Genomic DNA, 14,528 nt, shown 5'->3' on the forward strand with positions numbered 1-14,528 from the left:
CCGTCCGGCACCGGACCGGACCCCCCCGCCGCGACGCCCGACGAGCCGACGCGCCCCCCGTCCTCCCCCCAGCCCACGGACCCCATGAACCCGCCCCCACCCCCCGCCTCGGCCCGTTTCCCGGACAACCCACCGACGACGGGCCCCGCGGATCGGGACGCGGAGGGCGCCCGCTCCGGGACCGCGACCGACGCCGGCTTCTTCGACCGACGCGGCATGCGTCCCCCGGCCTCGGGCGGCCCCGGTCCCCAGGACATAGCCGTGGGCGGCCCCGCGGCCTCGGGCACCGGCTTCCCGGGCAGGACCGGGGGCGGCCCCGCGGCCTCGGGCGAGGCTCGTTCCGCAGGTCCGGACGGTGCCCGCTCCTCGGCCGCCCGCCCCGTCGCCCGGGACGACGACCGCACCACCAGGCCAGGCACGTCCGACTCCGCCAGGCCAGGCACGTCCGGCTCCGCCAGGCCGGGTACCTCCGGCTCCGCCAGGCCGGGTGTTCCCGGCTCCGCCGCCCAGACCCCGCACTCCACCGACTCGGGCGGCCCCCGCCCCAGCTCCCGCATCTTCCGCCTGGACGGCGCCCGCCCGGCCGACTCGAACAACGCCCGCGTCCTTGGTGAGGGCGCCACCTCGGCCGTCCCCCGTCCCGCCGGGCCGGACGGTTCCGGTCCCGTGGATGCGAACCGTGCCCGTCCCGCCCGCTCGGACGCTCCCCGCCCCGCGGCCACGGACACCTCCCGCTTCCTGGGCGTCGACACCTCCCGCGCCACGGGCGCCGACACCCCCCGCCCCGCCCGCCCGGACGTCCCGCGGCCCGCGACGCCCCCCGAGAGCATCCGGCCGTCCGGCCTCGGCTCGAGGTCTCCCGGTAGCGTCCGGCCGTCCGGTCTCGGCTCGACGCCCCCCGAGAGCGTTCCGCCGGCCGGCGTAGGCCTCGGTGCCGAGCAGGACGGCGTCGCGTGGAGCCCGCTGCCGCGTGCCTGGGCGCCGGCACCCAGCGGGTCCCCCCGGGAGGGGCTGTCCAGTGCCGTGCCGGGGCGTCGCACCGATTCCCCGGTGCCCCAGGACACGGAACGGGAGGCCGGGCCGGCCTGGACACCCGGTACGTCCGCGCGCCACCCGGAGTTCGACGTCCCGCCCGCCCCGAGCGCCCCGCCCCCGGAAGCCCCACGCGGTCCCGACCCCGCGCTGTCCTGGAGCGCGCCGATGGCGCCCGGCGGTGCGGGTGGGGCCACCCGGCCGGTCGTGACGTTCGCGGAGCCGGAGGGGTACGGGGACCGGGCGCGGCGGGGGCGGATCGTCGCCGCGGCCGCCTGTGTCGTGCTCGGCCTCGGGCTCATCGGCGGTGCCGTCACGGGGAGTTGGCTGATCGGTGACTCCGCGGAGGCCGGGGAGGCGGGCTCGTACGCCGCCGCCGGCGGCCTGTGGCACAACGTCCCCGTCGATCAGCTCTTCCCGCCCACCGTGGACGGACAGGGCGCCGGCCCCGGCGGAGCCGACCGGACCTGGACGCGGATCGCCGTCGCCCCGGACACCGGCTGCGCCGGCGCCTTCGACCCCCTGCTGCTCAAGGCCCTCGCCCCGGTCGGCTGCGCACGCCTGCTGCGGGCCACGTACACCGACGCCACGCAGAGCTACGTCACCACCGTCGGCCTGCTGTTCACCACGGCCGACGCGGACGGCATGCGGGCGCTCGACACCCGCTTCGACAAGGAGGGCCTGGCCCGCCGCACCGACCTGATGCCCCGCCCCTACGCCGCGCGGGGCACCGTCGCCGCCGCCTTCGGCGACCGGCAGCGCGCCTCGTGGACGATCTCCGTCCTCACCGACGCGCCCGTCGTCGTCTACGCGGTCTCCGGCTGGGCCGACGGCCGCCGCGTCGCCACCCCGCAGCCGGCCGCCGAGGCCACCGCGTCCGGCGCCACCACGGCCCCCGCCCAGGCCGGCCTGGGCAACGAGGCGAAGGGCCTCGCCGACCGCATCGAACGCAGCCTGCGCAGGACCGCCGCCTCGCCCTCGGAGCAGCCCTCATGAGCAGCCGCCGGACGCCGTCCCGCCGTACCCCCACCCGCCGGGCCGGACTGCTGTGCTGCCTGCTCGCCGCCTCCGTCGCCCTGCTGCCCGCCGCTCCCGCGTACGCGGACGGCATCCGCGCCAAGCAGTGGGCGCTGGAGGCACTGCACACCGACGAGGCCTGGGAGATCACCAAGGGCGCGGGCATCACCGTCGCCGTCCTCGACACCGGCGTCGAGGCCGACCACCCGGACCTGGCCGGCAACGTCCTGAACGGCAGGGACATGGTCGGCTTCGGCGCCGAGCCCGGCGACCGCGCCTGGGCCCGACACGGCACCGCGATGGCCGGCATCATCGCCGGCCACGGACACGGCGAGGGCAACGCCGACGGCGTCCTGGGCATCGCCCCCGAGGCGAAGATCCTCCCCGTCCGCGTCATCCTCGAGGACGGCGACCCGCAGCGCACCAAGGCCCGCAACACCCGCGGCAACGCCCTCGCCGAGGGCATCCGCTGGGCCGCCGACCAGGGCGCCGACGTCATCAACCTCTCCCTCGGCGACGACTCCGCCTCCGCCCACCCCGAGCCCGCCGAGGACGAGGCCGTCCAGTACGCGCTGAAGAAGGGCGCCGTCGTCGTCGCCTCGGCCGGCAACGGCGGCGAGAAGGGCGACCACATCTCCTACCCGGCCGCCTACCCCGGCGTCATCGCCGTGACCGCCGTCGACCGCTACGGCACCCGCGCCTCCTTCTCCACCCGCCGCTGGTACGCCACGGTCAGCGCGCCCGGCGTGGACGTCGTCATCGCCGACCCCGACCACAAGTACTACGAGGGCTGGGGCACCTCCGCCGCCGCCGCGTTCGTCTCCGGCGCCGTCGCCCTCGTCAAGGCCGCCCACCCCGGACTGACCCCCGCGCAGATCAAGAAGCTCCTGGAGGACACCGCCCGCAACTCCCCGGACGGTGGCCGCGACGACTCCCGGGGCTTCGGCTTCATCGACCCGGCCGCCGCCATCGAGGCCGCCGCCGGCCTGAAACCCGAGGGCCTTCGGTCGACGGCCTACGGCCGGCGGTACTTCGGCCCCGGCCCCGACGCGCCGAAGACCGACGACGACGCGTCGAACTGGGCCGGCCCGCTCGCCGGCGGCACCGGGGGAGTGCTGCTGGTGGCCGCCGTCGTCCTGTGGCAGGGCCGCCGCCGCGAGCACGAACCGTACGACGGCCTGTAGCCCCTCAGGACGCCGTGAACGCCGACACGGCCGCCTTCGCCGCCGCCTCGACGAGCGCGATGCCCGCCGCCAGTGCCGCGTTGCCGTCCGACACCACGGCCACCAGAAGGACCCGCCCACCGACGGTCACCCGGCCGATGCTGTTGACGTCCCACAGACCGGTCGTGCCGCGCGGCAGCCACCCGTTCTTGAGGGCCCACGCCGTGCCGTCGGCGGCGGCCGAGACCCCCCACCGCTGACCGGCGGCTATCTCCCCCATCAGCCCCTGGACGTAGGTCCGGGAGGCCTCGTCGAGCTGCGAGTCGTCCCCGAAGACCTGCCGCAGCAGGGTCAGCTGGTCGGCGGCCGTCGTCCGTGTCAGCCCCCAGAGCCCGCCGTCGCCGCCCACGGTGTCCGTCAGCCCGAACCGCGCGTTCGCCGCGTCCAGCCCGTCGGCCCCGCCGATGGCCTTCCACAGCGCCGTCGCCGCGTCGTTGTCGCTGCTGCGGATCATCACGGCGGCGTACGCCTCCTCCCGCGCGGTCAGCCGCCGGCCCTCGTCCTGCGCCTGGAGCAGCAACGCCGCCAGGATGTCCACCTTGACGATGCTCGCCGTGTCGAAGACGCCCGAGCCGTACCCGGCGCTCTCCCCGGACCCGATGTCCAGCACGGCCACGGAGACCCGAGCGCCGTCCGGCACCGGCACCGGCACCGCCGCCGCCGGCGACGCGCCGTGATCCACCTCGGGCTCCGCCTCGGCCACGGGTTCCACCGACGCCTCCATGCTCACCGACACCGACGCCGGGGACGACGGCGCCGCCGACGACGATAGGGCGTCCGCGCGGGAGTGCGCCCATGCCCGCACCCAGACGGTTCCGGCCGCCGTGACGCCGAGGACGGCGACGCAGAGCACACAAGGGGGCGGCGCCGGGCCGGACGAGCGTCCGTGAACACCGTGAAGGCGTGATTCCGGCCCCGCACAAGCCCGGCCCCATCCCCCCGATAGGGTCGGTGACCGTGGCGAACAAGAACATTCCCGACCCCGGCTTCTCCGACGACGACGGCTCCGCCGACCCCCGGCTGAGCGCCGCGCTCGCCGCCTGGGCCGAGGACCGCACCGCCGTGGGGCCCGTGCTGGAAGCCCTCGAGGGCGCCCGGCTGCTGGTACCCGTGGTGGCCGTCCTGGGGGAGGTCGAGGAGGACGAGAACGGGCTGCGCCGCGAGAAGACCAGCGACATGGCCGTCCCGACGCTCAAGGCCGGCGGCCGCACGGCGCTGCCCGCCTTCACCTCCACCGAGTCCCTAGCCCGCTGGGACCCCGCCGCCCGCCCCGTCGCAGTCCCCCTGCACCAGGCCCTCCAGGCCGCCGCGCACGAGAAGGCCGACACGGTCGTCCTCGACCTGGCCGGACCGGTCGCCTTCGAGCTGACGGGCCCGGCCCTGCTCGCGCTCGCCGAGGGCCGCACCACCACCGACCCGCTCACCGACCCGGCCGTCCGCGCGGCGGTCCGGGAGGCGGTGGCCGCCGAACCCGCCGTCCTGAGCGCCCACCTCGGGCCCGGGCAGGCCGACGGCACCCTCGCCCTGGTCCTGGACCCGGCCGCCGCGCCCGCCGAGGCCGCCCAGGCCGTGGCCCGGCGCCTGGCCGCCGACGAGACACTGCGGGCCCGCCTGGTGCGCGGCCTCGACCTGGCACTGCTGCCGGCCGGGACGACGCCTCCGGGCGAGCCCTTGTACGTACGCGGATGAGCGGGGTCTAGCCGTAGACCGGGCCCGTGTACTTCTCGCCCGGCCCCTGGCCCGGCTCGTCCGGGACGATCGACGCCTCGCGGAACGCCAGCTGGAGCGACTTCAGGCCGTCGCGCAGCGGCGCCGCGTGGAACGAGCTGATCTCGGTCGCGCTGGCGTCCAGCAGACCGGCCAGCGCGGTCACCAGCTTGCGGGCCTCGTCCAGGTCCTTGTACTTGTCGCCCTCCCCTTCATGGGGGGCCAGGCCGAGCTTCACGGCGGCGGCGCTCATCAGATTGACGGCGACCGTCACGATCACCTCGACCGCCGGGACCTCGGCGATGTCGCGGGTCATCTCGTCGAAGTCGGCGCCGCCGGGCGTCTCGGGGCTGTCCGAGGGGGAGGTCTCACTCATGCAGAACACGATAGGGCCCGGTCCACGCCCCCTTGACAGCAGGAGGCGGGAGACACCGGATTAGCGCACGTGTCCCTGAACTGCTAGCCTTGTGTAACGACCGGCTGGACATGACTGTGTCCGGCCCACAAGTGGAGGCTCCGAACTCCCACCCGACCGCCCTCCGGGACGGCGGGTCACCCCGGTCAGGCGACCACCATCGTTCCGTACGGACGATGGAGTCGCCCGGTAGCGCGCCCCGCGATCCTCGCGGCGGTGCTCCGGTAGTGCTTGGAGCCCCGCCTGTGATCGTTCGGGGCATTTTTTCTGTCTCGGCGTGGTTATAGGTCTAACGACACAAGACGTTACGCGGCCGTCCGCCAGACCGCCGCGTGGTGCTACCGAGGAGGATCCATCAGCGCCGAGCCCCGCATCAACGACCGGATTCGCGTTCCCGAGGTGCGACTTGTCGGTCCCAGTGGCGAGCAGGTCGGCATCGTGCCGCTCGCGAAGGCACTGGAGCTTGCGCAGGAGTACGACCTGGACCTGGTCGAGGTCGCGGCGAACGCCCGCCCGCCGGTCTGCAAGCTCATGGACTACGGGAAGTTCAAGTACGAGTCGGCCATGAAGGCCCGTGAGGCGCGCAAGAACCAGGCGCACACGGTCATCAAGGAGATGAAGCTCCGGCCGAAGATCGACCCGCACGACTACGACACCAAGAAGGGTCACGTCGTCCGGTTCCTCAAGCAGGGCGACAAGGTCAAGATCACGATCATGTTCCGCGGTCGTGAGCAGTCCCGGCCCGAGCTGGGCTACCGACTGCTGCAGCGTCTCGCGGAGGACGTCCAGGACCTCGGGTTCGTCGAGTCGAACCCGAAGCAGGACGGCCGCAACATGATCATGGTTCTCGGTCCGCACAAGAAGAAGACCGAGGCGATGGCCGAGGCCCGTCAGGCGCAGGAGGCCCGCAAGGCCGAAGCGAAGGCCCACCCCGGCCGCTCGCAGGACCCTGCCGCCGCCGAGACGCCGGCCGAGGAGCCTGCCGAGGCGTGATCCATCCGTGGGGGCGCCAGTCCCCTGGATGCCAACCGAAACAACGACGCTCCATCCGTGCCCGGTTTTCGGACCGGGCACCGGAGCGCCACCGACGAGGAGAGAACGGCGCTATGCCGAAGAACAAGTCGCACAGCGGTGCCAGCAAGCGCTTCAAGGTCACCGGCTCCGGCAAGGTGCTCCGTGAGCGCGCCGGCAAGCGCCACCTGCTCGAGCACAAGTCGTCCCGTCTGACGCGTCGCCTCACCGGCAACGCCGAGATGGCCCCGGGCGACGCCAAGAAGATCAAGAAGCTTCTCGGCAAGTGACATCGGGCGCGAGCGTCTCGCGCCTGATCTCTGACCGGGACCCAATCGTTTCCGGGTCGTGTGAGGACACCCACGACCCCGCTACAAGGAGTTAACAAGTGGCACGCGTCAAGCGGGCAGTCAACGCCCACAAGAAGCGCCGGGCGATCCTCGAGCAGGCCTCCGGCTACCGCGGTCAGCGTTCGCGCCTGTACCGCAAGGCCAAGGAGCAGGTCACCCACTCGCTGGTCTACAACTACAACGACCGCAAGAAGCGCAAGGGCGACTTCCGTCAGCTGTGGATCCAGCGCATCAACGCCGCTGCCCGCGCCAACGGCATGACGTACAACCGCTTCATCCAGGGTCTGAAGGCCGCGAACATCGAGGTCGACCGCAAGATCCTGGCCGAGCTGGCCGTCAACGACGCGACCGCGTTCGCCGCGCTCGTCGAGGCCGCCCAGAAGGCGCTGCCGAGCGACGTCAACGCCCCGAAGGCGGCGTGACACCACCTCGGCTCTAGGCCGACGTGACCGAGGGACCCGCAGGCTCGCAGAAGCCTGCGGGTCCTGTTGCTGTGTCCCGTCACGAACCACTCCGCTCCTGAAAGTGAAGAGGATGCCCCCCGCCACTCCCGACCTCATCTCCCCCCGCTCCCCCCGCGTCACCGCCGCCCGGCGGCTCGCCAGGCGGAACTTCCGGGGGAAGGAGCGGCTGTTCCTGGCGGAAGGGCCGCAGGCCGTACGGGAGGCCGCCGGGCACGGGAACACGCTGGTGGAGCTGTTCACCACGGTGGAGGCCGCGGAGCGCTACGCCGACATCATCGGCGAGGCCCGCACCGCCGGCGCCCGCGTCCACCTCGCCGCCGAAGAGGTCATCGAGGACATCTCCACCACCGTCACCCCGCAGGGCCTGGTCGGCGTCTGCCGGTTCCTCGACACGCCCTTCGACGACATCCTCGCCGCCCGCCCCCGGCTCGTCGCCGTCCTCGCGCACGTCCGTGACCCCGGCAACGCCGGCACCGTGCTGCGGTGCGCGGACGCCGCCGGCGCCGAGGCCGTCGTCCTCACCGACGCCTCCGTCGACCTGTACAACCCCAAGGCCGTACGCGCCTCCGTCGGCTCCCTCTTCCACCTGCCCGTCGCCGTCGGCGTCCCCGTCGAGCGCGCGGTGGAAGGGCTCAAGGACGCCGGGGTGCGGATCCTCGCCGCCGACGGCGCCGGGCGGCACGACCTCGACGAGGAACTCGACAAGGGCACCATGGGCGGACCCACCGCGTGGGTGTTCGGGAACGAGGCCTGGGGGCTGCCGGAGGAGACCCGCGAGCTCGCCGACGCCGTCGTCCGCGTCCCCCTGCACGGAAAAGCCGAGAGCCTGAACCTGGCCACCGCCGCGGCCGTATGTCTCTATGCGTCGGCCCGTGCACAGCGCGCCCCCGGAGGGTGCCGCTCCGTCACCGACAGCTAGTAGGGTGACCAGCTCGGGGGCCCTCGTCTGTGGAGGTGGGGTACGGGGATGAGTGTCGGTACGAGCAGCGCACGGGGAGCCGGTACGGCGAGGCGCCCGCCCGCAGCCCGACCGGCCGGTGACCTCACCGAACTCGGCATCGACCCCGACGACCTGCCCGACGGGCTGGTCGTCGCCGACGAGCACGGACACGTCGTCTGCTTCAACGCCGCCGCCGAGCGCATCACCGCCGTCCCCGCCGCCGACGCCCTCGGACAGCGGCTGGAGAAGGCCCTGCCGTTAGAGGACCTGGAAGGCCGCCGCTGGTGGCAGCTGACCGACCCGTACGGCGGGCTCGCCATCCGGGTCCGCCAGCCCGAGCGCAACCTGCTCCTGCCGGGCGGACGGGAAGTCCTCGTGTCGGCGCGGTACGTCCGCAGCGAGCCCACCGGCCCCGTACGCCGCGTCGTCGTCTCCCTGCGGGACACCGAGGCCCGCCGCCGCACCGAACGCAGCCACGCCGAGCTGATCGCCACCGTCGCCCACGAGCTGCGTTCCCCGCTCACCTCCGTCAAGGGCTTCACCGCCACCCTCCTCGCCAAGTGGTCGCGCTTCACCGACGACCAGAAGCGGCTGATGCTGGAGACGGTCGACGCCGACGCCGACCGCGTCACCCGGCTCATCGCCGAACTGCTGGACATCTCCCGGATCGACTCCGGGCGGCTGGAGCTGCGCCGCCAGCCCGTCGACATAGGCGCCGCCGTCGGCCGTCACATCCAGGCCTACGTCGCCGCCGGACAGCCCGCCGACCGGTTCCTGCTGCGCATCGAGCAGCCGCTGCCCGCCCTGTGGGCCGACCCCGACAAGGTCGACCAGGTGCTGAGCAACCTCATCGAAAATGCGGTGCGCCACGGCGAGGGAACCGTCACCATCGACATCACGCCCGCCCCGTCCCCGCGCGAAGGCGAGGACGGGGAGCACGCGGCCACGTCGGTCATCGTGAGCGACGAGGGCACCGGCATCCCGGAGGAGTCCATGAACCGCGTCTTCACCCGCTTCTGGCGGGGCAGCAAGCGCGGCGGCACGGGCCTTGGGCTGTACATCGTCAAGGGCATCGTCGAGGCCCACGGCGGCACCATCACGGTCGGGCGCGCCCCCGCGGGCGGCGCGCAGTTCCGATTTACGCTGCCCGTGGGGGCCCCGGCGTATCTCTCGTAGATCGGCCCGGACAGCCCGCGGGCGCATCCGTATTCCTTCACCCCGTTAGACTCGGCCTTTGGCACCTTTGTGTCCTGCATACGGCCCACCGAGCGACTCAGAGCCGGTCACGGGGACCATCCGCCAGCCAATCGGAAGCACGGGAAGAGATGTCGGCACCCAATAAGTCGTACGACCCTGTCGAGGTCGAGGCGTTGAAACCGGAAGAGATCGAGCGCATGCGGGACGAGGCGCTCGCCGCCTTCGCCGCCGCGGACTCCCTCGACGCGCTCCAGGAGGCCAAGGTCGCCCACACCGGCGGCACCTCCCCGCTGGCGCTGGCCAACCGCGAGATCGGCGCCCTGCCCCCGCACGCCAAGGCCGCCGCCGGCAAGCTCGTCGGCCAGGCCCGCGGCGCGGTGAACAAGGCCCTCGCGGGCCGCCAGGCCGAACTGGAGGCCGAGCGCGACGCGCGCGTGCTGGTCGAGGAGGCGGTGGACGTCACCCTGCCGTACGACCGCGTACCGGCCGGCGCCCGCCACCCGCTCACGACGCTCTCCGAGCGCATCGAGGACGTCTTCGTCGCCATGGGCTACGAGGTCGCCGAGGGCCCGCAGGTCGAGGCCGAGTGGTTCAACTTCGACGCCCTCAACATCGGCCCGGACCACCCGGCCCGCGGCGAGGCCGACACCTTCTTCGTCCAGGCCCCGGACGGCGGCAGCGACTCCGGCGTCGTGCTGCGCACCCACACCTCGCCCGTGCAGATCCGCTCCCTGCTCGACCGCGAGCTGCCGGTGTACGTGATCTGCCCCGGCCGCGTGTACCGCACCGACGAGCTGGACGCCACGCACACGCCGGTCTTCCACCAGGTCGAGCTGCTCGCCGTCGACGAGGGCCTGACCATGGCCGACCTCAAGGGCACCCTCGACCACATGGTCCAGGCGCTGTTCGGCGAGGGCATGAAGACGCGGCTGCGGCCGAACTTCTTCCCCTTCACCGAGCCGTCCGCCGAGATGGACATGGTGTGCTACGTCTGCCGCGGCGAGTCCGTCGGCAACCCCGACCGGCCCTGCCGCACCTGCTCCAGCGAGGGCTGGATCGAGCTCGGCGGCTGCGGCATGGTCAACCCCAAGGTGCTGACCGCCTGCGGCGTCGACCCGGAGAAGTACAGCGGCTTCGCTTTCGGGTTCGGCATCGAGCGGATGCTGATGTTCCGCCACAACGTCGAAGACATGCGAGACATGGTCGAGGGTGACGTCCGGTTCACCCGGCCGTTCGGGATGGAGATCTGATGCGGGTCCCGCTTTCTTGGCTGCGGGAGTACGTCGACCTGCCGGCCACCGAGACCGGCCGCGACGTCCAGGCCAAGCTCATTTCCGCCGGTCTGGAGGTCGAGACCGTCGAGCACCTCGGCGCCGACCTCAAGGGCCCGCTGGTCGTCGGCCAGGTCCTCACCATCGAGGAGCTGGAGGGCTTCAAGAAGCCGATCCGCTTCTGCACCGTCGACGTCGGCCAGGCCAACGGCACCGGCGAGCCCCAGGAGATCGTCTGCGGCGCCCGCAACTTCTCCGTCGGCGACAAGGTCGTCGTGGTCCTCCCGGGCGCCACGCTGCCCGGCGGCTTCTCGATCTCCGCGCGCAAGACCTACGGCAAGACCTCCCACGGCATGATCTGCTCCAGCGACGAGCTGGGCATGGGCGACGACGGCACCAAGGGCATCATCGTGCTGCCGCCGGAGACCGAGGTCGGCAAGGACGCCATCGAGCTGCTGGAACTGGTCGACGAGGTCCTGGACATCGCCGTCACCGCCAACCGCGGCGACTGCCTGTCCATCCGCGGCGTCGCCCGCGAGACCGCCATCGCCTACGGCCTGCCGCTGCGCGACCCGGCCCTGCTCGACGTGCCCGGCCCGAACGCCTTCGGCTACCCGGTCCAGGTCTCCGAGCCCATCGGCTGCGACCGCTTCACCGCCCGCACCGTCACCGGTCTGAGCCCCGAGGCGCGCTCCCCGATCTGGCTGAAGCGCCGGCTCCAGAAGGTCGGCATGCGCCCGATCTCGCTCGCCGTCGACGTCACCAACTACGTGATGATGGAGCTGGGCCAGCCCCTGCACGCCTACGACCGCACGCTGGTCCAGGGCACCATCGGCGTGCGCCGGGCCGCCGAGGGCGAGAAGATCGTCACCCTCGACGGCGTCGAGCGCAAGCTGCACGCCGAGGACCTCGTGATCACCGACGAGCGTGGGCCCATCGGCCTCGCCGGGGTCATGGGCGGCGCCGACACCGAGATCGCCGACCACGACGACACCGAGGGCGCGGAGAACGCCACCACCGACGTGGTGATCGAGGCCGCCCACTTCGACGCCGTCTCCATCGCCCGTACGGCCCGCCGGCACAAGCTGTCCTCCGAGGCGTCCCGCCGCTTCGAGCGCGGCGTCGACCCGCAGGCCGCCGCGGCCGCCGCGCAGCGCACGGTCGACCTGCTGGTGCTGCTCGCGGGCGGCACCGCCGAGGCCGGCGTCACCGAGGTCATCGCGCCGTCCGCGCCGCACACCATCACCGTCCCGGCCGACCACCCGGACAAGGTCGCGGGCGTCACCTACGGCCGCGAGACCGTCGTACGGCGACTCCAGGAGATCGGCTGCGACGTGTACGGGCAGGACGAGCTGATCGTCACCGTGCCGTCCTGGCGGCCCGACCTCGCCGAGGCCAACGACCTCGCGGAGGAGGTCATCCGCCTGGAGGGCTACGAGAACCTGCCCTCCACGCTGCCCAAGCTCCCCTCGGGCCGCGGCCTCACCCACCGGCAGCGGCTGCACCGCCGGGTCGGCCGGGCCCTGGCCGGCGCCGGCTACGTCGAGGCGCCGAACTACCCCTTCGTCAGCGAGCAGGTCTTCGACCAGCTGCTGCTGGAGGCCGACGACCCGGCCCGCCGTGTGGTGAAGCTGGCGAACCCGCTCAACGACGAGGAGCCCGCCCTCCGTACGTCGCTGCTGCCGGGCCTGCTCGGTGCGCTGCGCCGCAACGACGGGCGGGGCGGCCATGACCTCGCCCTGTTCGAGACCGGGCTGGTGTTCCACCCGCGCGAGGAGCGGCGCGCCGCCGGTCATCCGCCGGTCGACCGGCGGCCCACCGCGGAGGAACTCGCGGCGCTCGACGCCGTGCTGCCCGAGCAGCCGCGCCATGTCGCCGTCGTCCTCGCGGGCGCCCGCGAGCAGGCCGGCTGGTGGGGCAAGGGCCGGCCGGCCGACTGGGCCGACGCCGTCGAGGCGGGCCGTGCGGTCGCCCGGGAGGCCGGTGCCGAGCTGATCGTGCGCAAGGGCCAGTACGGGCCGTGGCACCCGGGCCGCTGCGCCGAGCTGGTCGTCGTCGTGGACGGCGCCGAGCGGGTCGTCGGCCACGCGGGCGAGCTGCACCCGCGCGTGGTGAAGGCCCTGGGTCTGCCCGCGCGCAGCTGCGCGATGGAGCTGAACCTCGACGTCCTGGAGGCGGTCGGCGACGACACCCCGCAGGCGCCGAGCATCTCCACCTTCCCGGTGGCCACGCAGGACGTCGCCCTCGTCGTCGACAAGTTCGTCCCGCACACCGAGGTCGAGGCCGCGCTGCGCGAGGGCGCGGGCGAGCTGCTGGAGGGCATCCGGCTGTTCGACGTGTACGAGAACGACGAGCAGCTCGGCGACGGGCGCAAGTCGCTGGCGTACGCCCTGCGCTTCCGCGCCGGGGACCGCACGCTGACGGTCGACGAGGCCTCGGCGGCCCGGGACGCGGCGGTCGCCCTCGCGGGCGAGCGGACCGGGGCGGTCCTGCGCGGCTAGTCATGGCGGGGGACCGCGTGGAGGTCCGGCCGCGGCGTTGTCGTGGCTGATCGCGCGGTTCCCCGTGCCCCGTCCGGGGCATAGCGGTCACCTCACTCAATAGGGTGAGTTCTTCCGGTGATCCGGTCCCCGCGGGCCAGGACGTCGACAGAATCGGACCGGCCTTTCGAGGCCGGTCTGTCTGCGCGGTCAGGGCCTAGATGGGGGGCCATCGACATGTTCGGCATCAGGCGGCCGCTGCGCCGGGCCCTCTCACTGGGGTTGCCCACGGCCTGGGGCGCCGTGGCGATCGCCTACAAGCTGGCCTGCCCGCTCGCCCAGCAGGACGGGTGGGGCGCCAGGATCGTCACCAGCTTCGTTTTCTTCGCCGTCGGCACCGGGCTGATCCTGCACGTCCGGCAGCGGCTGCTGCGGGAGCTGCGACAGGCCCGCCGGATCGCCACGGCCGCCCAGAACGTGCTGCTGCGGCCGCTGCCGCCGCACGTGGACGGCCTCGGCGTTGCCGCCGCCCAGCTCTCCGCGGACCGCGGCGCCACCGTCGGCGGCGACCTGTACGAGGTCATCGCCACCGAGCACGGCGTACGGGTGGTGATGGGCGATGTGCGCGGGCACGGACTGCCCGCCCTCGGTACCGTCGCCGCGCTCCTCGGCAGCTTCCGCGAGGCGGCGCACGACGAGCCCGACCTCGACCGGCTGCTGCGCCGGCTGGACCGGGCCCTCGCCCGCCACCTGCGTGAACGGCACCGCGAGGAACACCCCACGAGCGGCCGCACCCCCGACGCCCCGGTCGCCGAGGAGTTCGTCACCCTCCTGCTGCTGGAGATCGGCCGGGACGGCGAGATCACCGCCCTGAACTGCGGGCACCCCTGGCCCTACCTGCTCAGCAGGGGCCGGGCCGTGCGGTCGCTGGCCCGCGCGGATCCGCTGCCGCCGCTCGGCCCGTTCCCCCTGCCGACCGGTCCGCTGCCGGCCACGCGCTGCGGCCCGCTGCTCCCCGCGGAGGCCCTGGTCCTCTACACGGACGGCGCCGAGGACGCCAGGGACGCCAGGGGCCGGTTCTTCTCCCTCACGGCCGCCCTGGAGAAGGCCCTCCACGACCACCCGGTCTCCCCGCAACAGATCCTGCGCACGGTGCAGAGCTCACTCCTGCGTCACACCGGGGGCCACCCGACCGACGACGTGGCGCTGCTGGTGCTGGAGAACGCCCGTCCCCGTCGGCTCACACCGAGCGCCCCGCCGGGCCGCCGCTGTACGAGGGGGAGCCGGCGGCCCGGCTGACCTCTTTCGAGGCATTTCAGTCAACCGGTCGGAAACCCTCCGCAACAGCGCGCACACGGTACGGATACGCGCACTCGCTTCACACCCCGTGTGAAGCCGCTCCCACTACTCTGACCGCACGG

At 73.5% G+C, this 14,528-nt stretch carries 14 protein-coding genes; 12 read left to right on the plus strand and 2 right to left on the minus strand.

Annotation, left to right across the window (positions count from 1 at the left end; all coding sequences use genetic code 11):
- Both ALMP_RS06880 and mycP read left to right on the plus strand, forming a co-directional pair.
- On the plus strand, positions 1-2,028 hold a 2,028-nt coding region (locus ALMP_RS06880), incomplete at its 5' end, for a hypothetical protein (RefSeq protein WP_264925332.1).
- On the plus strand, positions 2,025-3,233 hold the full coding sequence (mycP, locus tag ALMP_RS06885; protein WP_264925333.1) for a type VII secretion-associated serine protease mycosin: 1,209 nt from the start codon (positions 2,025-2,027) through the stop codon (positions 3,231-3,233). The genes ALMP_RS06880 and mycP, both read left to right, overlap by 4 nt.
- 4 nt (positions 3,234-3,237) lie before the next feature.
- Here mycP and ALMP_RS06890 read toward each other — a convergent pair whose 3' ends face one another.
- Positions 3,238-3,984 (minus strand): serine hydrolase, encoded by a 747-nt coding sequence (locus tag ALMP_RS06890; protein ID WP_375803447.1) that lies wholly within the window; start codon positions 3,982-3,984, stop codon positions 3,238-3,240.
- A gap of 10 nt (positions 3,985-3,994) precedes the next feature.
- Between ALMP_RS06890 and ALMP_RS44340 the strand changes: the two genes are divergently transcribed.
- Positions 3,995-4,162 carry a hypothetical protein gene (locus ALMP_RS44340; protein ID WP_375803448.1) on the plus strand — a complete coding sequence of 56 codons (168 nt, stop codon included), beginning with the start codon at positions 3,995-3,997 and terminating at the stop codon, positions 4,160-4,162.
- A 67-nt stretch (positions 4,163-4,229) separates the two neighbouring features.
- A complete protein-coding gene (locus ALMP_RS06895) occupies positions 4,230-4,961 on the plus strand; it encodes an SseB family protein (RefSeq protein WP_264925334.1) in 732 nt (243 codons plus the stop codon).
- Between the two features lie 7 nt (positions 4,962-4,968).
- On the opposite strand, the gene ALMP_RS06900 is transcribed toward ALMP_RS06895, so the two are convergent.
- Positions 4,969-5,355, minus strand: coding sequence for a DUF1844 domain-containing protein (locus tag ALMP_RS06900; protein ID WP_264925335.1), 387 nt, complete (start codon positions 5,353-5,355; stop codon positions 4,969-4,971).
- A gap of 393 nt (positions 5,356-5,748) precedes the next feature.
- On the opposite strand from ALMP_RS06900, the gene infC reads away from it, so the two are divergent.
- The 8 genes from infC to ALMP_RS06940 all read left to right on the plus strand — a co-directional run bounded on the left by infC (position 5,749) and on the right by ALMP_RS06940 (position 14,406).
- Positions 5,749-6,387, plus strand: coding sequence for a translation initiation factor IF-3 (gene infC / locus ALMP_RS06905; RefSeq protein ID WP_264925374.1), 639 nt, complete (start codon positions 5,749-5,751; stop codon positions 6,385-6,387).
- Between the two features lie 113 nt (positions 6,388-6,500).
- Positions 6,501-6,695: a 50S ribosomal protein L35 gene (rpmI, locus tag ALMP_RS06910; RefSeq protein ID WP_007829094.1), complete on the plus strand. Its 195-nt coding sequence runs from the start codon at positions 6,501-6,503 to the stop codon at positions 6,693-6,695.
- A 98-nt stretch (positions 6,696-6,793) separates the two neighbouring features.
- The gene (gene rplT / locus ALMP_RS06915) at positions 6,794-7,177 is read left to right on the plus strand and encodes a 50S ribosomal protein L20 (RefSeq protein WP_264925339.1); all 384 of its coding nucleotides are present in this window, start codon (positions 6,794-6,796) and stop codon (positions 7,175-7,177) included.
- Between the two features lie 112 nt (positions 7,178-7,289).
- A complete protein-coding gene (locus tag ALMP_RS06920; RefSeq protein ID WP_264925340.1) occupies positions 7,290-8,138 on the plus strand; it encodes an RNA methyltransferase in 849 nt (282 codons plus the stop codon).
- A 48-nt stretch (positions 8,139-8,186) separates the two neighbouring features.
- Entirely contained in the window at positions 8,187-9,335 is a 1,149-nt protein-coding gene (locus ALMP_RS06925; protein WP_264925341.1) for an ATP-binding protein, read from the plus strand.
- 149 nt (positions 9,336-9,484) lie between these two features.
- Complete coding sequence (gene pheS, locus ALMP_RS06930) at positions 9,485-10,606, plus strand: phenylalanine--tRNA ligase subunit alpha (RefSeq protein ID WP_264925342.1); 1,122 nt, start codon at positions 9,485-9,487, stop codon at positions 10,604-10,606.
- A complete protein-coding gene (pheT, locus tag ALMP_RS06935) occupies positions 10,606-13,128 on the plus strand; it encodes a phenylalanine--tRNA ligase subunit beta (protein WP_264925343.1) in 2,523 nt (840 codons plus the stop codon). The genes pheS and pheT overlap by 1 nt, the downstream gene beginning before the upstream one ends.
- A gap of 216 nt (positions 13,129-13,344) precedes the next feature.
- A complete protein-coding gene (locus tag ALMP_RS06940) occupies positions 13,345-14,406 on the plus strand; it encodes a PP2C family protein-serine/threonine phosphatase (RefSeq protein ID WP_264925344.1) in 1,062 nt (353 codons plus the stop codon).
- Positions 14,407-14,528 lie beyond the last annotated feature (122 nt).

Source organism: Streptomyces sp. A012304 (assembly GCF_026008495.1).
Taxonomy (GTDB): Bacteria; Actinomycetota; Actinomycetes; order Streptomycetales; family Streptomycetaceae; genus Streptomyces.